Origin of the sequence: Sporomusa sphaeroides DSM 2875, from assembly GCF_001941975.2 — a bacterium.
Taxonomy (GTDB): Bacteria; Bacillota; Negativicutes; order Sporomusales; family Sporomusaceae; genus Sporomusa; species Sporomusa sphaeroides.
Map to the genome: position 1 here is coordinate 3,429,122 of NZ_CP146991.1, position 15,308 is coordinate 3,444,429.

General features: G+C 41.9%; 17 protein-coding genes and 1 pseudogene. 4 read left to right on the forward strand and 14 right to left on the reverse strand.

The features are described from left to right. Positions 1-70 precede the first annotated feature (70 nt). Together SPSPH_RS16075 and SPSPH_RS16080 are read right to left on the reverse strand one after the other, a co-directional pair. Positions 71-472, reverse strand: a pseudogene (locus tag SPSPH_RS16075) (Uma2 family endonuclease); the annotation flags it as partial. 401 nt (positions 473-873) lie between these two features. Next, positions 874-2,163, reverse strand: coding sequence for an IS110 family transposase (locus tag SPSPH_RS16080; protein WP_075756315.1), 1,290 nt, complete (start codon positions 2,161-2,163; stop codon positions 874-876). 500 nt (positions 2,164-2,663) lie between these two features. Here SPSPH_RS16080 and SPSPH_RS16085 point away from each other — a divergent pair, with 500 nt between their 5' ends. After that, entirely contained in the window at positions 2,664-3,944 is a 1,281-nt protein-coding gene (locus SPSPH_RS16085) for an IS110 family transposase (protein WP_075757230.1), read from the forward strand. A 90-nt stretch (positions 3,945-4,034) separates the two neighbouring features. Here SPSPH_RS16085 and SPSPH_RS16090 read toward each other — a convergent pair whose 3' ends face one another. Further along, a complete protein-coding gene (locus tag SPSPH_RS16090) occupies positions 4,035-4,241 on the reverse strand; it encodes a Uma2 family endonuclease (RefSeq protein ID WP_083945667.1) in 207 nt (68 codons plus the stop codon). Positions 4,242-4,490: 249 nt separating this feature from the next. Here SPSPH_RS16090 and SPSPH_RS16095 point away from each other — a divergent pair, with 249 nt between their 5' ends. The 3 genes from SPSPH_RS16095 to SPSPH_RS23580 all read left to right on the forward strand — a co-directional run bounded on the left by SPSPH_RS16095 (position 4,491) and on the right by SPSPH_RS23580 (position 5,383). Further along, positions 4,491-4,778: a type II toxin-antitoxin system Phd/YefM family antitoxin gene (locus SPSPH_RS16095; protein WP_075757229.1), complete on the forward strand. Its 288-nt coding sequence runs from the start codon at positions 4,491-4,493 to the stop codon at positions 4,776-4,778. Further along, the gene (locus SPSPH_RS23575) at positions 4,771-5,082 is read left to right on the forward strand and encodes a type II toxin-antitoxin system RelE/ParE family toxin (protein WP_075757228.1); all 312 of its coding nucleotides are present in this window, start codon (positions 4,771-4,773) and stop codon (positions 5,080-5,082) included. Before SPSPH_RS16095 ends, SPSPH_RS23575 begins: the two co-directional genes overlap by 8 nt. Positions 5,083-5,191: 109 nt before the next feature. Then, positions 5,192-5,383: an AbrB/MazE/SpoVT family DNA-binding domain-containing protein gene (locus tag SPSPH_RS23580; protein WP_422396911.1), complete on the forward strand. Its 192-nt coding sequence runs from the start codon at positions 5,192-5,194 to the stop codon at positions 5,381-5,383. Here SPSPH_RS23580 and SPSPH_RS16100 read toward each other — a convergent pair. From SPSPH_RS16100 to pseB, 11 genes are all read right to left on the reverse strand, one after another. Beyond that, positions 5,352-7,043 (reverse strand): hypothetical protein, encoded by a 1,692-nt coding sequence (locus SPSPH_RS16100; RefSeq protein ID WP_198930992.1) that lies wholly within the window; start codon positions 7,041-7,043, stop codon positions 5,352-5,354. The genes SPSPH_RS23580 and SPSPH_RS16100 overlap by 32 nt on opposite strands. A gap of 20 nt (positions 7,044-7,063) precedes the next feature. Beyond that, positions 7,064-7,876 (reverse strand): flagellin, encoded by an 813-nt coding sequence (locus SPSPH_RS16105; RefSeq protein ID WP_198930990.1) that lies wholly within the window; start codon positions 7,874-7,876, stop codon positions 7,064-7,066. Next, positions 7,788-8,000 carry a flagellin gene (locus SPSPH_RS23585; RefSeq protein ID WP_075757225.1) on the reverse strand — a complete coding sequence of 71 codons (213 nt, stop codon included), beginning with the start codon at positions 7,998-8,000 and terminating at the stop codon, positions 7,788-7,790. Before SPSPH_RS23585 ends, SPSPH_RS16105 begins: the two co-directional genes overlap by 89 nt. 280 nt (positions 8,001-8,280) lie before the next feature. Next, positions 8,281-9,318 (reverse strand): pseudaminic acid synthase, encoded by a 1,038-nt coding sequence (gene pseI, locus SPSPH_RS16110; protein WP_075757224.1) that lies wholly within the window; start codon positions 9,316-9,318, stop codon positions 8,281-8,283. 15 nt (positions 9,319-9,333) lie between these two features. Then, complete coding sequence (locus SPSPH_RS16115) at positions 9,334-10,029, reverse strand: PIG-L deacetylase family protein (protein WP_075757223.1); 696 nt, start codon at positions 10,027-10,029, stop codon at positions 9,334-9,336. Then, positions 10,016-10,708, reverse strand: coding sequence for a methionyl-tRNA formyltransferase (locus SPSPH_RS16120; protein WP_075757258.1), 693 nt, complete (start codon positions 10,706-10,708; stop codon positions 10,016-10,018). The genes SPSPH_RS16115 and SPSPH_RS16120 overlap by 14 nt, the downstream gene beginning before the upstream one ends. Positions 10,709-10,749: 41 nt before the next feature. Then, on the reverse strand, positions 10,750-11,400 hold the full coding sequence (locus tag SPSPH_RS16125) for a formyltransferase family protein (protein ID WP_075757222.1): 651 nt from the start codon (positions 11,398-11,400) through the stop codon (positions 10,750-10,752). After that, complete coding sequence (pseG, locus tag SPSPH_RS16130; RefSeq protein ID WP_075757221.1) at positions 11,384-12,472, reverse strand: UDP-2,4-diacetamido-2,4,6-trideoxy-beta-L-altropyranose hydrolase; 1,089 nt, start codon at positions 12,470-12,472, stop codon at positions 11,384-11,386. Before pseG ends, SPSPH_RS16125 begins: the two co-directional genes overlap by 17 nt. Then, positions 12,453-13,172, reverse strand: a complete 720-nt coding sequence (gene pseF, locus SPSPH_RS16135) for a pseudaminic acid cytidylyltransferase (RefSeq protein WP_075757220.1) — start codon at positions 13,170-13,172, stop codon at positions 12,453-12,455. Before pseF ends, pseG begins: the two co-directional genes overlap by 20 nt. Continuing rightward, positions 13,169-14,317, reverse strand: coding sequence for a UDP-4-amino-4,6-dideoxy-N-acetyl-beta-L-altrosamine transaminase (gene pseC / locus SPSPH_RS16140; RefSeq protein WP_075757219.1), 1,149 nt, complete (start codon positions 14,315-14,317; stop codon positions 13,169-13,171). Before pseC ends, pseF begins: the two co-directional genes overlap by 4 nt. Beyond that, complete coding sequence (pseB, locus tag SPSPH_RS16145) at positions 14,314-15,303, reverse strand: UDP-N-acetylglucosamine 4,6-dehydratase (inverting) (protein ID WP_075757218.1); 990 nt, start codon at positions 15,301-15,303, stop codon at positions 14,314-14,316. Before pseB ends, pseC begins: the two co-directional genes overlap by 4 nt. Positions 15,304-15,308 lie beyond the last annotated feature (5 nt).

Genomic DNA, 15,308 nt, shown 5'->3' on the forward strand with positions numbered 1-15,308 from the left:
GGTTTCATCACACCCGCTGTACAACACGCCCTTTCTTGGCGCACAAACAAGGATGGCGGCTCTTTACTTCTTACGATTCAGCAAAAATTTCATTTAAATCCAGTATTAGTTCAGGTAATATCCCCACCGTCAGCCGTTCTGACTGTTCATACAGCTCATACCTGCCATACCTGCCGTCCTCAGCTAATTTAAAAACCATGATGGTGTGATCTGTTGGGTGCACCACCCAATATTCCATGACACCGGCTTTTTCATATAAATTAAGTTTATAGACCAAATCCATTTTCGCTGTGCCTGGTGACAGTATCTCAATAACTAAGTCCGGTGCGCCGTTGCAACCATGCTCATCCAGCTTTGACTTATTACATACCACGACAATATCAGGCTGTACTACATTAATTATACTGCTATCATCCTCCGCACCCAAAGGCAGACGAACATCGAAGGGGGCACAATAAATTTCACAGGGTTTCCCCTCCCTAAATAATCTTGAGTTTTCTTTCCAATACTCCCGTTTTCACAGGATTACGCAAGGTTAAACAGAGCGTATGCAGGCACGGAGAGCGTCGAACGCCTAATCCAGCGGGAAAGAGGCACAGCAAAGCCAGCATCAAGTGTTTTTTGATGACAGGCCAAACGGTAAACCACATTTCCCGCAGCAGCAAACCTCCCATGTCTAACAGGGTCGTTGCCCTCAATTCCTTCGTTCTGCTTGCCTGCAAGGTGGTGTCAGTCGTGCTCGTATGCCGAGTCGTTGCTCTGATGGAGAATTTTGATGACCAACTACCGGCTCTGTTTTTGTTTTGCAAAATACTGATGGACGGAAGCCCGGTGCATCCCCGCGACGCTTCAGGGAGCAGCTTCCTGTAACGGTTACGCCGCTTGCTGCGGCTGGTTCCTATGAATATCCGCAAGCAGTCTCACGGGGTCGTAAGCGCAGCCTTTTGTCGAGACCGCGTAAAACACTCGGATGAGCTTACAACTCATAGCAATAATGGATTGTTTTTTCTTCAACGGGTTCTTTTCCCTGGTTGTATAGTATTGATGCAGTTGCCGGAACTCTGGGCTGCCATGCCATCCAACCAGCATAATGGCGGCCCGGAACAAAACCGTTCGCAACCGGGAGCGTCCCCGTCTGCTGATGCCTGTTTGTCCCTTGAATTTGCCGGAACTGTTCTGCGTGATGGCAAGACCGGCCAGCTTTTGAATCTGCCTTGGCGAATCGAACCGTCGGACGGCGCCGACCTCTGCGAAGAACCCGGCCACGGTCACGAGGCCAATACCGGGGATTTTCATCAACTCGGCTACCGCAGGTATTTGTTCGCACAATGCCTCTATCATGGACATGATTTCCGCAAGCTGCTGGGCCTTGGCGTCGTAATCTTCCAGTAGTAGCTTCAATTCTGTTCGGGCTGCTCCCATGCCGTCCCTGCATCCGATGCTCTTTTTAGCCGCCGCATACAGGTTCTGGGCACGCTTCTTTCCCACCGCCCGCAGTTTCATGCGTCGCCAGATGGTGTTGATACCGTCCGGCCCTAAAGCAGCCAGGTCGGCGGGAAAGGGGGCTTCATGCAGGATCGCCATACTACCAGTTTGGCTGAAATTTACAAAGACACTTCGATATTCGGGAAAATAAATTTTCAGCCACCGCTGGATTTGATTCTTCGCTATCACCATCTCCCTGATAATACGCTCACGGACATTCATCGCTATCCGTAGGTCGGCGTATACGCCCTCTGGGATATATGGCTCGCAGTAGCGCCCCTCCAGTACCAATTTGGCAATGACCTTCGGGTCTTTCAGGTCGCTCTTGCTCGGGTGGTTGTCATCCAATTCCTTGCTTTTCTTTACATGGTGCGGATTTACCAAAACCAACTTGATGTCGCTGTCTTTTAGATATTCCGCCAGCGTGAACCAGTAGTGGCCCGTTGGCTCTGCCCCGATGACAACCTGATCCTTGCTGTTTTTCGCCGCTACATCCCATATCCATGAGGTCAGGAGCACAAAGCCCTCCGCATCGTTTTCAAAATGGAATGCTTTGGTCAGTTCAATCCCGCGCCAGTCGAACGCTCGTGCCCAATGGCTCTCGCTGGCGATATCCACACCGACCACCATTGTGCTTTCTGTCAATTGACGAATTTTTTCGTTCTGTGTTACACTCATTTTGGATACTCCCTTCAATGCTATGCTCGTTTTTTAATTAGGGCATTCGGCAACTCTGTTGCTGTTTGACCCTGCTTGGGGCTTGACCCCTTTGAGCTAATTGTAGGGAGTATCTTCTTTTTGTTCAATCGCCGTTTTTAACCGTTTACAGGAATGCTCGTATAATAAGTTTTGTAAGCAATCAACCGCTATTGTTTTACAAAGCTTATTTTATTTTTAACCCGGATAGCAATCCCTGATGCTAAAATATTCGTAAGAGAATTTAGCAAAGGTAACGTCTATTTCCCCTTGCAAAACCATTTGGTTATTGCTTAGAAAGCTTGACGCCTGCCTTACTCATCAAATGCCGCTAACACAGATGTTGCATCTCTGGGCGAAAGATTTCCAGCAAGATTACTTTCACAGATGAATGCTGATTATGCGAGGGTGCGGTCAGTGAGTAAGATCAGGGTATTCCTTTCTATCTTTCTTATTCCAGCCAGAAAGGTGGTGAGATTTTTATGAAGAAGGCGGATCTTCTTTCTACTTTGTTTGTGGGTATTGACGTAAGTTCTCGAGAAAATGTCGTCTGTGCTATTGATTATGAAGCCCAAAAACTTTTGCGGTTTTCTGTTCAAAACAATCACCCTGGCGCTGTTGAGATGTCTGAAAAACTTCATACCTTCCTTTCTGGAAACTGTGATATCAACAAGCTGATGGTTGCTTTAGAATCCACATCTTTCTATGGAATTCATATCGCCAATTATTTGTCTTCATGTAAACTGTTAATGCCATTTCATACTCATGTTTATTGTTTGAATCCCAAGATGATTGCCAATTACAAAAAGTCGTATATTGACTTAGGGAAAAACGATGGCATTGACGCTTTTGTAATCGCTGATTTTGCCAGAGTGGGCCGAATTACTACTGCCCCTTGGCGTGGCAGCCAGTTTCTCGCTCTGCAACGCCTGACCCGCCATCGTTTACACATCGCCGGTTCGCTTACTCGCGAGAAAACCTATATGCTCTCGAATATATTTCTCAAATTCAGTGAGTTTTCTATGCTCGACGAGGATAAGCAGCCTTTTTCAAACAATTACGGCGCTACGGCTTCTTCGGTTTTAACCGATTTTCTCTCTACAGAGGACATTGCTACTATGCCGATGGAAGCACTTATTGATCATATTTGTAAAAAAGGCAAAAACCGGTTTGTAGACCCTAATCACACAGCCTCTTTGCTTCAGCAAGCAGCTCGTAATTCTTATCGATTGGATAAATGTTTGTATGAGCCTTTAACCATCTCTATAGCCTCATCTTTCAACCTTATTTCTGCTTATGAGTCCGAAATGAAGGCGATTAATAAGGCTATTGAGAAAACTCTCAAGGGACTTGACCCCAACGCTTATCAATCTCTTTTGTCCATTCCTGGCATCGGCCCAGTTTACGCTGCCGGTATCATCGCTGAGATCGGCTCCATTGATGCTTTTAACTCTCACAGTGCTCTTGCTAAATATGCCGGCCTTGTTTGGCGTGAAAACCAATCCGGCAATTTCAACGCTGACGACACCATGCTCTCTAAAGCTGGTAATTCATACTTGCGGTACTATTTAATTGAAGCTGCAAGTCATGTAAAGAACCATGTACCAGAATACGCAGCTTTTTACCAGAAGAAATACGACGAAGTCAAAACTCATCAGCACAAACGCGCACTCGCACTTACTGCTCGTAAGTTTATCCAGCTGATTTTTGGATTGCTGGCCAACCATCAGCTTTACTCTACATGTAGAGTAAGCCAAATTTAATAACTCCCACATTTTTACTTTTTTCTTCATTTGAAGATAAAGCTTGTTTAAGTTACCCTTTTTTCCTGCATTGCTTACAATATTTATTTTTTATGGGCTTGACATATTACCAGATTGCTTTCTACAGTTACCAAGCTCACGTGATAAAACCTGTGATATCTTCTGATGCTTTCGGCTTGGCGCAGGCGACATATTATAAGCCACACCATTAATTAGCTCCCACCGTTCACTGTCATCCCATTTCAGATAATCGGCATAACTGTATATAACATCACTCTGTTTCCCGATCAGTACCATAGCCAGCCACCTCCATGCTATTTCCCTGATACCATTATATCAAGGAAATAGGCAAAAAACAAAACACCCACTTCCGACTGCATCAGCATTTTCCTCCCGGTATAGTGCCGGATCGGTCGGCATTTCATTGGCGGCAGTCCATTATTTTTTTCTATTTAGTCCTTTGTTTCTATTTGCCAGCACTTAGCCATTGGAAATTTAGCATAATTATGATAAAATTGTATTAAAAGCAACTAAGGAGTGAAAACCATGCCACACATTAGACCGGTATCAGACTTAAGGAATAACTTTACTGACATTTCAAGGATTGTTCATGAAACTGCCGAACCAGTATTTTTGACCAAAAATGGTTATGGGGATATGGTTGTTATGAGTATGGAAGCCTTTGAACGCTTTCAATTTGAAAGCGAGGTTTATTTTAAGCTAAAAGAAGCTGAACAAGAAGCTCAACTGACAAACACTAGATATTCTCACAAAGAAATACTTAATGAATTAAAAGCAAAACTTGCAAACAAAGTAAACACCGGCAATGTATGATATCAGATATTTGCCTTTAGCACGAAAGGACTTAACAGCTATTACAACCTATATTGCAGACCAGTTGAATGCACCACAGGCAGCAATGAATTTGCTGGATTCATTGGATGAAGCCATATCCAGGCTGCGACTATTCCCTTACTCCTGCAAAGTGTATCAGCCAGTCAAAGCGTTAAACAGTGAATACCGGCTCTTACCAGTTAAGAATTATGCTGTCTTCTATGTAGTTAAAGAACAATTCGTTGAGATTCATCGGATCGTCTACGCTAAAATAGATTTGAGAAAACTTACAAGAAAAAGGTAATTGACTTTTTCAGTGGCTCCTTTTTCGTCTCTTTACTTCTAAATACTTGAAAATTATTCTATCATAGCTATATAATGTAATTACAATATAGCTACATTAGGAAGGTACTATGGAAGTAGATATAATCAGAATTGGTAATTCTAAAGGGATTCGCATCCCTGCCAGTTTGTTAAAACAATGTGGAATAGACAAGGTCATAATTAAGGTCGACGGTAGTATAATCACTCTGGCACCTGTCCGCGTTCCTCGCCAGGGATGGGAACAAGCATTTAAAAAAGCAGGATTATTGATTCGCAGATAGGAGTGGGTGAACCAGTATTCGCGTGGTGTTGTAGAAACAGTCGCCAAATAAGGAACGTCCCTCTGTCCCTACGCTGAAGATCATATGGGCCTGGGTAAAACACACTATAGGAAGCACTGCCGCCAATGCCGTCAATGGCAAAATTTCCGTCAACACCGGGGGAATAGGTCAAGGTCAATACGGTTTTCATATTTTGGGGTGTCTGAACCTTCTTACTGGAAGCAACAACCAACAGGTTTTGCGCCTGCAGTTTTGCATTGACCATATTTACCAGGCCATCTGCCGTATAATCCCCCGCATCCAGGGTTATGGTTTTACGTTCCACTACACTGCCATTATGAATGTCAAAGCTAAGCTTGTCATTTACCCCGGCTGCAATGGACACTCCGGGCAGCAAATCAGTACGGCCGTCGATATAGGTGTCTGATGCACTTGGCGTACTAACATTGGCATAATTATAATAGGGAACACTCCTGCGAAATAATGTGTTAACCGAGTTTCCCGCAACAGAATTCAGCTGCGTAGCAGTGCCCATCGTCCTGGATCGAATTTGCAAGGACGTAGAAGAGGCGCTGGCAACAATATCACTGCCAATACCCTCGTCGGCAAGCTGCTTATTCAACTCAGCCACTAAAGCAGCCTGAGTGTATGTGCCGGCCGTCAGCGTAATAACATGATCTGCGTTATTAACTCTTACTGTCAATGAATCATTAACCCCGGTGCTGATAGTAACATTGCTGACATTGGCGGCGCCAATGATATAACTGGCAGAAGGAGCGCCGCCCGTGCTGTAGCCCATAGGCATATTCGTAGTCATGATAGCAGACAAGGCATTGCCACCAAAATTATCCAGCGAGTAAGGAAACAACGGAATACCGCCGCCTGCATTTTTATGTTCAAATATCAGCCGGTCGTATGAATCATACCTTGCTGTTATGTCCATACCGCTTAACCCGCTTTTAATGGCCGCTAACAAACCGGCACCGGTATACCAGCCACCACCTAACGTAATGACTTTATCCTCGCCATCCAGCCTAAAGGTCAGGGTATCATTATAGCCGGTAACAATCTGTACGCCATTGGTCAGCCGGGTTGTTCCGCTTACCGTTGCACGCCCGGAAGCTATCGGGGTGGAATTTCCCTCCTCCAGCTTGTAGGAACCCTGCGAAACACTTACCGACCCTGCCCCACCCATGAGAGCGTAAGCCGCGCCGCCCGACACAGTACCGATCGAACCTGCCCCGGCACCAGTATACGCCAATTGCAAAACACTGCCGGAAAGGTTAGCCTGAGCGGTAATACCCTTAGTCGTAAACACTTCATTTAATTGGTCGATAATTCCATCTTGTGTATATGTACCGGCAGCCAAGGTTACCTCATAACCAGTACCGCCTACATTAAAGCGCAAAACATCATTGCGCCCTGCCTCAATGGTGACTCCCCCTGATAGTGACTTATTGCCATTGAAGGCAGCAGCATAGCCGTTCGAACCAACATATCTTGATTCCGTATAAGTAGTAGAGTTTAGTTGATCCAATATAACCGTCCGCGCCGTTCCGCCTAAATCAGTAAGCGTGTATTTCGCACCACGCTTATTATGCGAAATCAGCAGGCGGCCGCCAGCATCAAGCTTAGCGGTAACGTCAACATGGTCTGCCACAAAAGAGTCATTCAACGTATCTACAATTGCCTGTGCTGTATAAGTACCTTCGCAAAGTCAACCAAAACATCCTGATAACCCGCGTCACCACCCACGCGGAACGTAAGTTTGGTATGCAAGCTGTCAATAACAACCCCGTCGGTTAACACCTCATACCCTTGAATATCCGCACCGAAAATAGAACCTGGCTTGCTATTATCATAAATAATGGACGTCCAGGCCTGCGGCGCATTAATCTCGATCATGTTGCCGCCCAGGCTGTCCAATACTTTAGTTGGCGAATAATAGACCAGGCTGTCTCCCTCAAAGTCAACTGTTATATCTGTGCCGGCATCGGCAAACAGCTTATTTAACGTTTCCACCAATTCGTCCGCCGTGTAAGCAACCGCCTTTGGCGGCAGATAAATGGAATGTTCAACACCATCCAGCCGGAACGTCAATGTGTCATTTTGACTGGCCGATACCCGTAAACCATATTCGCGTATTATCGTATCCCCCGGCAAAATACCGGGAATTGGTGTTTTTATCTCCCTGATATCCTGCGCAAAAATTTTGATGGTATTAAATTCGGCAGAACGAAACAACTTGTGCAAATGGTCTTGCATTTGTATAACTTCAGCCTGGATGGCCTCACGGTCGCCCTTAGTGAGTGTATCATTAGCTGCCTGTATCGCAAGCTGCCGCAACCGCTCAAGCGGCGGAGTGTGAATACTGCCAAGAGAACCATTCACCGTATCCATATAGTTAATGGCATCCTGAATATTTCTGGCCGCCTGTGAAAGTCCCCCGAATTTGCGCTCGCATCTTTTCACTAATACTAAGTCCGGCCGCATCGTCAGCCGCCTTACGAATTCTTAAACCAGAAGATAATTTTTCCAATAAATTACTTCTTTTTCGTTCATTCTTACTTAATTCCCTGAAAGCGTTGAGGCCAGAGATATTCGTACGAATTATCATAGATAAAACCTCCGTGAAAAAACGATACCTACCTTATTATCGTTTTTTCACTTGACAATAATTAACTGGATTTTGGCAAATTAATCCTCATTTGCAGCGTTTTCCTCATTTTATAGGACTTTAGCACTATATTTATACTTCGTATGCAATATTAATTATTTCTGAATGTAGCTAAAGGTCAAGTTTGACTTTTAAAAAATTGACTTATCTCGGAATAACCATGGAGCCATATCTAAGTCAAATCTAGAATTAAGTCAAACCTGACCCTAACACAAATGTTTTATACTAACTCCCAACTTACCGCAGTACCTCTTTTAACATCTTTCTTCACCGTTTTATCCAACAACTCATTATAATACTTTGGGCTCAGCCCCAGGCCTGGCCTAATCGACCTCATATTTTTCTCTGTTATTACATCGCCAGCTTTCATATCCTCCACGATATACAAGCTTCTTCTAAATTGGAAAGATTTTTTTTCTTGTTCGCCAACCTCATAGCTAATATGTCCTAATGCCTGCCACGCATTTCTCGTTTCCTGTACCAACTGTGCCATTTCTGCCGGCTCCATGGAAAAGGCGGAGTCTACGCCACCATCGGCACGCGAAGTTGTAAAATGTTTTTCAATTACACTTGCACCAAGCGCTACACTGGCGACAGCCACTCCTATCCCTAACGTATGGTCAGATAATCCAACTTCACAATTAAATAACTGCTTCATATGCGGAATTGTGATCAGATTGGTTCCTTCCGGTGTAGACGGGTAACTGCTTGTACATTTTAATAACACTAAATCCTTACAGCCATTCTCTCTTGCCGTTTTAACAAGATCATCTAATTCTGCAACAGTAGTCATTCCTGTAGAAACAATCATCGGCTTACCTGTCCGCGCAACCCTCTTTATCAATGGCAAATCTATATTTTCAAAAGAAGCAATCTTATAGCACGGAACATCTAAGCTTTCTAGGAACTCCACAGCGGTTGCATCAAACGGCGTACTAAATCCCATAATACCTAACTCTTTACAGCGTTTGAAGATCGGTTCATGCCATTCCCACGGTGTATAGGCTTTTTGATACAGCTTATATAAAGAAGTTCCTTGCCATAGGCTGTTTTTATCGGCAATGAAAAATTCTCTGTCATCAATATTCAGTGTCATTGTATCTGCCGTATAGGTTTGCAGCTTAATTGCATCCACCCCAGCCTTTGCCGCCAGTTCAACGATCTCCAAGGCTCTGTCGAGGGATTGATTATGATTGCCCGACATCTCTGCAATAATAAAAGGCGGCCGATTTTTATCTATATGAAATGCTGTATTCATTCCTTTATTTCTCCTTTAACTAATCAATCTTCCCAAAGAAAATGCTTCCGCAAACTGACATCCTATTACCGTTCCACGATATTTAGCTAGAATTTCGACAGACTCATATGATCGCGAATGCGGATATTCTCTCATCTCAGAATCATAACACTTCAAAGCTTCCATTTTTTTAGCAAAAGTAGCCTCTATATCCACAAACCAATTCGCCATGAATATTTTGTCGCAAGTTCCTATCTGCCATTCTGTACTTGACAAGGTTTCAAAAAACAATATTGTTTTTACTGTCTGTCCAGGAAGTGGACGGCATGCCGTAATAACTGCATTATGTGTTACTGTATGATCTACATTTACATCTCCGGCATGGTGCGTATAAACCATATCTGGCTTTATAGTTTCTACCATTTCTTCAACTTTTTTTACTACATCGAGTAACTCCACACCATCCATCCTATTGTCTGGAAAATCACATATTTTCAAGCTTTTTACGCCCATTATTTTTGCAGCTTGATAAGTATTCGCATAAAGTTGGCTTAATTCTTTGTTTCGCAGCGATACATCTCGCCTAACATCCCGGCTTGTCAAACCTTCTGCCATTATTAAAACATGTACTTCATCGCCGTTTAGAACATGCTTTATAATCGTTCCGCCACATCCTAATATCTCATCATCCGGATGTGCTGCCACAATTAAAATTTTTTTATTTTTTTTCATTGTTACCAATCCTCAATGCAATTTTTACATCAGCTTTAATATAGCCATGCTTTAACGTTGCGCGTTCAAATTCTAAATGTAAATTTTCCGTACTCAAAAATGCTCTAGGATAACTATCCGCATCTAACATTCTTATATAATCAAAAATCTTTTGCAAATCCTGCAGATTTCCTATATCCCCATCTTCTGGCTTGCGTCGTTCGAAGGTTACAACTTCTCCCTCTTGCTTCTTCGGTTGCAGATTTTTATTTATAATTTCTATCATCATATCTTTTGTCAAATCTGCTGCTCTCAAATAAATCTCCTCAGCCGCACCTTGCAAAGATAAAGGCATTTTTAAATAAATATCTCCTGCATCTAATTCTTTTTCACAACGCAATGCAGCCAATTTTGTTTCATAAATCCCTCTTGCTATAAGATTCTGTAATGGGCTTCCACCACGACCAAATGGCAAATCTGTCATATGAAAAATGACACATTCAAAATTTTTGTATATTTCTTCCGAAATAATATTCGACCAATGTGGAAAAAAAACATATTTAGGCGAATACTTTTTCAAATTCTCATATGTTAGTAATAATTCATTATCAATATAAATAATAGTAGCGTTTGTTTGAGTTTCTATTTCATTAATATAATTTTTATGCCATTTTTTGTTTGAAACAATAATATTTAGCATGTTTTTTCCCATCTCATTTTCCGACTATACTTTTTTAACTATTATACTTTACTAATTTTTATAATATATTTTTGTCCATACATATAAAAATATGCTGGATACTTTTCGTTATCAACTACACGTAATAAGTTGAACTGTTCTTCTATTGTTTTATGGACATTAAGTTCACTATCTCGAGGTGTTCTCCTTGGATAATATGTAGCAGTCCCGACTTGAGTACGCGCACTCCTAACAATATTTTCATAATTACAAATAAATTCGATACACATTTCAATAGTGTAGCGTGCTTGAATCTCTCTTAATTCATCAATCAGTTCATTTCCTACAAAATTCATTATCTTTTGTAAATATATTTTTCCATTATCTACCTTTTGATCAGCTTCAAAAAGAGTAATCACACAGTTACTTTTTCCTTCTAAAATTTGCCATGTTAATGGAGACCACCCTTTACCTTTAGGTAAATCACTTTCATGTACAACTAAATTATGCCGATTTCTTTCTAAATCTTCTTTCATTATAATTTGTGAATAACTCAATAAAAACACGAAATCGTAGCTATTTTTCTTATCAAATTCATATCCCCGAAAAACTTCGTATCCTTTATTTTGTAACTGTTGAACAAAACAACATAAATATGGATTAATCCATGACTCTTTATCTGAAATTACCGCTATTTTATATATTTTTTTCATGTCTTCTCCTATTAAAAAACAAAAATATTGGCTGATTTTCATTCATCAATAAGGATTCCATATTCTTCTCTATCTTTTTTACATGTGCACAATCCTGTATAAGAATCCTAAGATTATCTTCAATCATTTTACAGGTGACCATTTCATTTTGCCCTAAATATTCAATAACCCCTCTGCGTTTACAATTCTTTGCTATTTCGACTTGATTTTCTGCAATCGTGATTACAAGGGCTGGCAATCTCAAAAAGCACCGCTCCCAAGTCGCGGTTCCACCGGCACCGATGGCTAAGTCTGCTTCATTCATCAGCTCTGCCATATTACTGACCTGGCAAAAATAGTGCATATTATCATGCTGCAAGCAATAGGCTTCGATACTTTCTTTATTTTTGTTACTTGCACCAACAACTACATTTACCTGGATGTCAGTCCGTTGCAACGCTTCCATCGCTTGCAGTGCCTTCATGGTCTCATTCGTCAAATCACTGCCGCCGAAAAAGACAAGAATGTTTTTGATAGTCCCATCACGGGTACGCATTTTTTTCCGCGCCTCATAAAATTCCTCACGCAGTAATGCATACTGCGGGCCTAACAGCAGCTTGCAGTGGGGGGGCACAAAACCTGTATAGCGATACTCCCCTTCACAGTAATAATTCTGATCAAGTAATATATCACAATTATGCTTACGATTCGCCAAATCATCAATGACCATAATTTCGTCCACGTAAGGGCGGACTATATTCTCCCAGGTTTCATCGATTGCATAACTATCAATAATCAAATACTCTACCGCTAATCCCTGCAAAAGCTGCCTGGTCTGATCAGCATCAACAGCCTGCCGGACTGTCAGCCATTGTTCATAGCCAGTCAATTCTTCCTTAGATGCAGCACTTGGCAGCAACAATAAACGGTATCCATTCTTCTCAATTAAATGATTCAGACTCCCAGCTAAATCACGCGAAATAAATACAATTTCTTCTTGTTTTTCTTTTTTCAATTGTCCTGCCAAAGTTAAGCAGCGCATCAGATGCCCACTGCCAATTAACTCGGAAGAATCAACACGAAAAACTATCATACTTACCGCCTGCTTTTGTTTTCATTGCCTGATATTTGATTTCAGCAATTTTCCAGTCATCAATAGTATCTATATCTTGTACTGCCATCTCGTCCAGAAGATATGGAATTGTGCCTTCTGGAAATAGTGTCAATTTATCTTCAAAAATTTTTGTTTTAACGAAATAATATTGCCCTGCATCATGAAAAAACGGTTCTAAATCCTGTGATCTTGCTCTTGTATATTCCGGCCATTTATACACTAATTTATTGTTTTTTATAACAAAACATCGTTGCGGTGGATAAGTAAATTTTACAACTGGAACCAAGGCATCTGCACCTGCTGCCTGGAGGTCGGTAAAAGCAGCCTGTAATTTAGCGGCTGTCACAAAGGGGGCTGTAGGATAAATACAGCACATCCACTCATAAGTCTTACCAATTTTTTTATATTCTTCCAGCACTTCCCGCAGCACATCTGCTGTTGTTGCATAATCATCCGATGTTTTTTCACTGCGATAAAAAGGAACTTTTGCGCCATAAGCTAGTGCAACCTCTGCAATTTCTTTATCATCGGTCGATACCATAACTTCATTAAAAAGCTTACTCTCTAATGCCGCTTGTATAGAATACGCTAAAATCGGTTGCCCGCAAAATTCTTTGATATTCTTTCGTGGTATACGCTTACTGCCGCCGCGTGCGGTTATAATTGCAATACTGCTCATTGAAAAACCTCTTGCAAGGCTTTTACCACTTCATCCTGCTGTTCATCCGTTAAGCCATAATAAAGCGGCAATGTAAATACCTCTTTATAATATTGCTCACTATTGGGGAAATCGCCAATCTTAAAGCCAAGTTGCTGATAATACGGCTGCGTATGTACCGGAATATAATGCAGATTTAACATTATTCCCTTTTCCCGCATCCTGGCAAAAATATTTTCCTTAGATAATTTGACTTTCGTCAAATCCAGCCTTACTACATAGATATGCCAGGATGAATTTGTTTCTGAACTCTGATACGGCAGTGTCAGTGGTAAACCCTTCAACAACTCATTATATCTATCTGCCAGATATCTGCGTCTGGCAATAAATTCATCTAATCTATCCATCTGACTGTATCCCAAAGCAGCCTGCATATCGGTCATCCGATAATTAAAACCTAAGTCAATTTGCTGATAATACCAGGGGCCGTCCGATTCACCTTGTAACATGGATTCATCCCGGGTAATGCCGTGACTGCGGAGCAGTTGCAATTTCTGGTATAACGCTTCACTATTCGTTAATACCATGCCACCTTCCCCGGTTGTGATGATTTTTACCGGATGAAAACTAAATACCGTCATATCGGAATACTTGCACGAACCGACCTTTGTGTCCTGATAGTCCGCACCAATGGCATGAGAGGCATCTTCGATAACAATAAACCCATATTGCTTGGATAACGTGTAAATTCGTTCCATCTCACAGGATTGCCCGGAAAAATGCACCGGAATCACAACTTTAGGCTTTACCTGTGCCTCTGCCAATTTTTCTGCAAGCGTATCAACACTCATATTATAGGTATCATTATCAATATCAACAAAGTCTACATCAGCTCCGCAGTAACGCCCACAGTTAGCGGATGCAACAAAGGTGTTTGGACTTGTCCAGAGAACGTCACCTTTTTTAAGACCTGCCGCCAGACAGGCTATATGAAGCGCCGCTGTGGCATTGGTCACAGCTACGGCATATTTTACGCCGCAATATTCCGCTACACGTTTTTCAAACATTTCAATAGCAGGACCTTGCGTAAGAAAGTCTGATCGTAAAACATCAATAACTGCCTGAATATCCTGCTGATTTACATTCTGCTTTCCATAGAATATCATAAATTATTCATCTCTCTTAATTCTTCTATTGTCAAGAAATGAGGATTTGTCCCCGAATTATACTCAAATCCATCTGGTACCGGCTTGCCCGTTTCACCCATTACATTTTTCGTATAATCAGTGTCATGAGCAAAATTAATACTCGGTTGAATGACATAATGGTCTGCAAATTCCAGTGTCTCATAGTAAGAATCGGACGGACACATAATTTCATGTAATTTTTCTCCGGGACGAATGCCAATAATTTTTGTTCGCACGCCTGGCGCAATTGCTTCTGCCAAGTCCATAATACGCATGGAAGGTATCTTCGGAATAAAGACTTCTCCCCCCTGCATCCGTTCAAAGCTCTTCAAAACAAATTCCACACCGTCTTCTAATTTGAGCCAAAACCGTGTCATTCGTTCATCTGTGATCGGGAGCTCTGTGGCACCTTGTTTGATAAGATTCTTAAAAAAAGGTACGACTGAACCACGTGAGCCAACAACATTTCCATAGCGTACCACCGAAAATCTTGTTGGACGATCTCCTACAAGATTATTAGCAGCCGTAAATAATTTATCCGAACAAAGCTTGGTTGCCCCATACAGATTAATAGGATTCGCAGCCTTATCGGTAGAAAGGGCGATCACTTTTTTTACGCCGCATTTTATCGCCGCATTTATGACATTTTGCGCGCCATTTACATTGGTCTTAATACATTCCATGGGATTGTATTCTGCTGCTGGTACCTGTTTTAAGGCAGCGGCATGCACTACATAATCCAAGCCGTACATAGCCTGTTCCAATCTATATTCATCACGTACATCACCGATAAAATAACGCATACACGGCTGATTAAAGACCTGTTGCATTTCAAACTGTTTCAATTCATCACGGGAAAAAACGATGATCTTTTTCGGATTATATTTTTTTAATAAAAGCTCAATAAACTTCTTGCCAAACGAGCCTGTGCCACCTGTTATTAAAACCGATTTATCATTAAACATCCGCT

Coding starts and splice junctions, on each gene's coding strand:
- pseF (WP_075757220.1), bottom strand. CDS start 13,172: ATGAGCAGTATTGCAATTATAACCGCACGCGGCGGCAGTAAGCGTATA.
- SPSPH_RS16085 (WP_075757230.1), top strand. CDS start 2,664: ATGAAGAAGGCGGATCTTCTTTCTACTTTGTTTGTGGGTATTGACGTA.
- SPSPH_RS23585 (WP_075757225.1), bottom strand. CDS start 8,000: ATGATAATTCGTACGAATATCTCTGGCCTCAACGCTTTCAGGGAATTA.
- pseG (WP_075757221.1), bottom strand. CDS start 12,472: ATGATAGTTTTTCGTGTTGATTCTTCCGAGTTAATTGGCAGTGGGCAT.
- SPSPH_RS16080 (WP_075756315.1), bottom strand. CDS start 2,163: ATGAGTGTAACACAGAACGAAAAAATTCGTCAATTGACAGAAAGCACA.
- SPSPH_RS16125 (WP_075757222.1), bottom strand. CDS start 11,400: ATGAAAAAAATATATAAAATAGCGGTAATTTCAGATAAAGAGTCATGG.
- SPSPH_RS16115 (WP_075757223.1), bottom strand. CDS start 10,029: ATGAAAAAAAATAAAAAAATTTTAATTGTGGCAGCACATCCGGATGAT.
- SPSPH_RS16090 (WP_083945667.1), bottom strand. CDS start 4,241: ATGGTACTGATCGGGAAACAGAGTGATGTTATATACAGTTATGCCGAT.
- pseB (WP_075757218.1), bottom strand. CDS start 15,303: ATGTTTAATGATAAATCGGTTTTAATAACAGGTGGCACAGGCTCGTTT.
- pseC (WP_075757219.1), bottom strand. CDS start 14,317: ATGATATTCTATGGAAAGCAGAATGTAAATCAGCAGGATATTCAGGCA.
- SPSPH_RS16095 (WP_075757229.1), top strand. CDS start 4,491: ATGCCACACATTAGACCGGTATCAGACTTAAGGAATAACTTTACTGAC.
- SPSPH_RS16105 (WP_198930990.1), bottom strand. CDS start 7,876: ATGCGGCCGGACTTAGTATTAGTGAAAAGATGCGAGCGCAAATTCGGG.
- SPSPH_RS23580 (WP_422396911.1), top strand. CDS start 5,192: ATGGAAGTAGATATAATCAGAATTGGTAATTCTAAAGGGATTCGCATC.
- pseI (WP_075757224.1), bottom strand. CDS start 9,318: ATGAATACAGCATTTCATATAGATAAAAATCGGCCGCCTTTTATTATT.
- SPSPH_RS23575 (WP_075757228.1), top strand. CDS start 4,771: ATGTATGATATCAGATATTTGCCTTTAGCACGAAAGGACTTAACAGCT.
- SPSPH_RS16120 (WP_075757258.1), bottom strand. CDS start 10,708: ATGCTAAATATTATTGTTTCAAACAAAAAATGGCATAAAAATTATATT.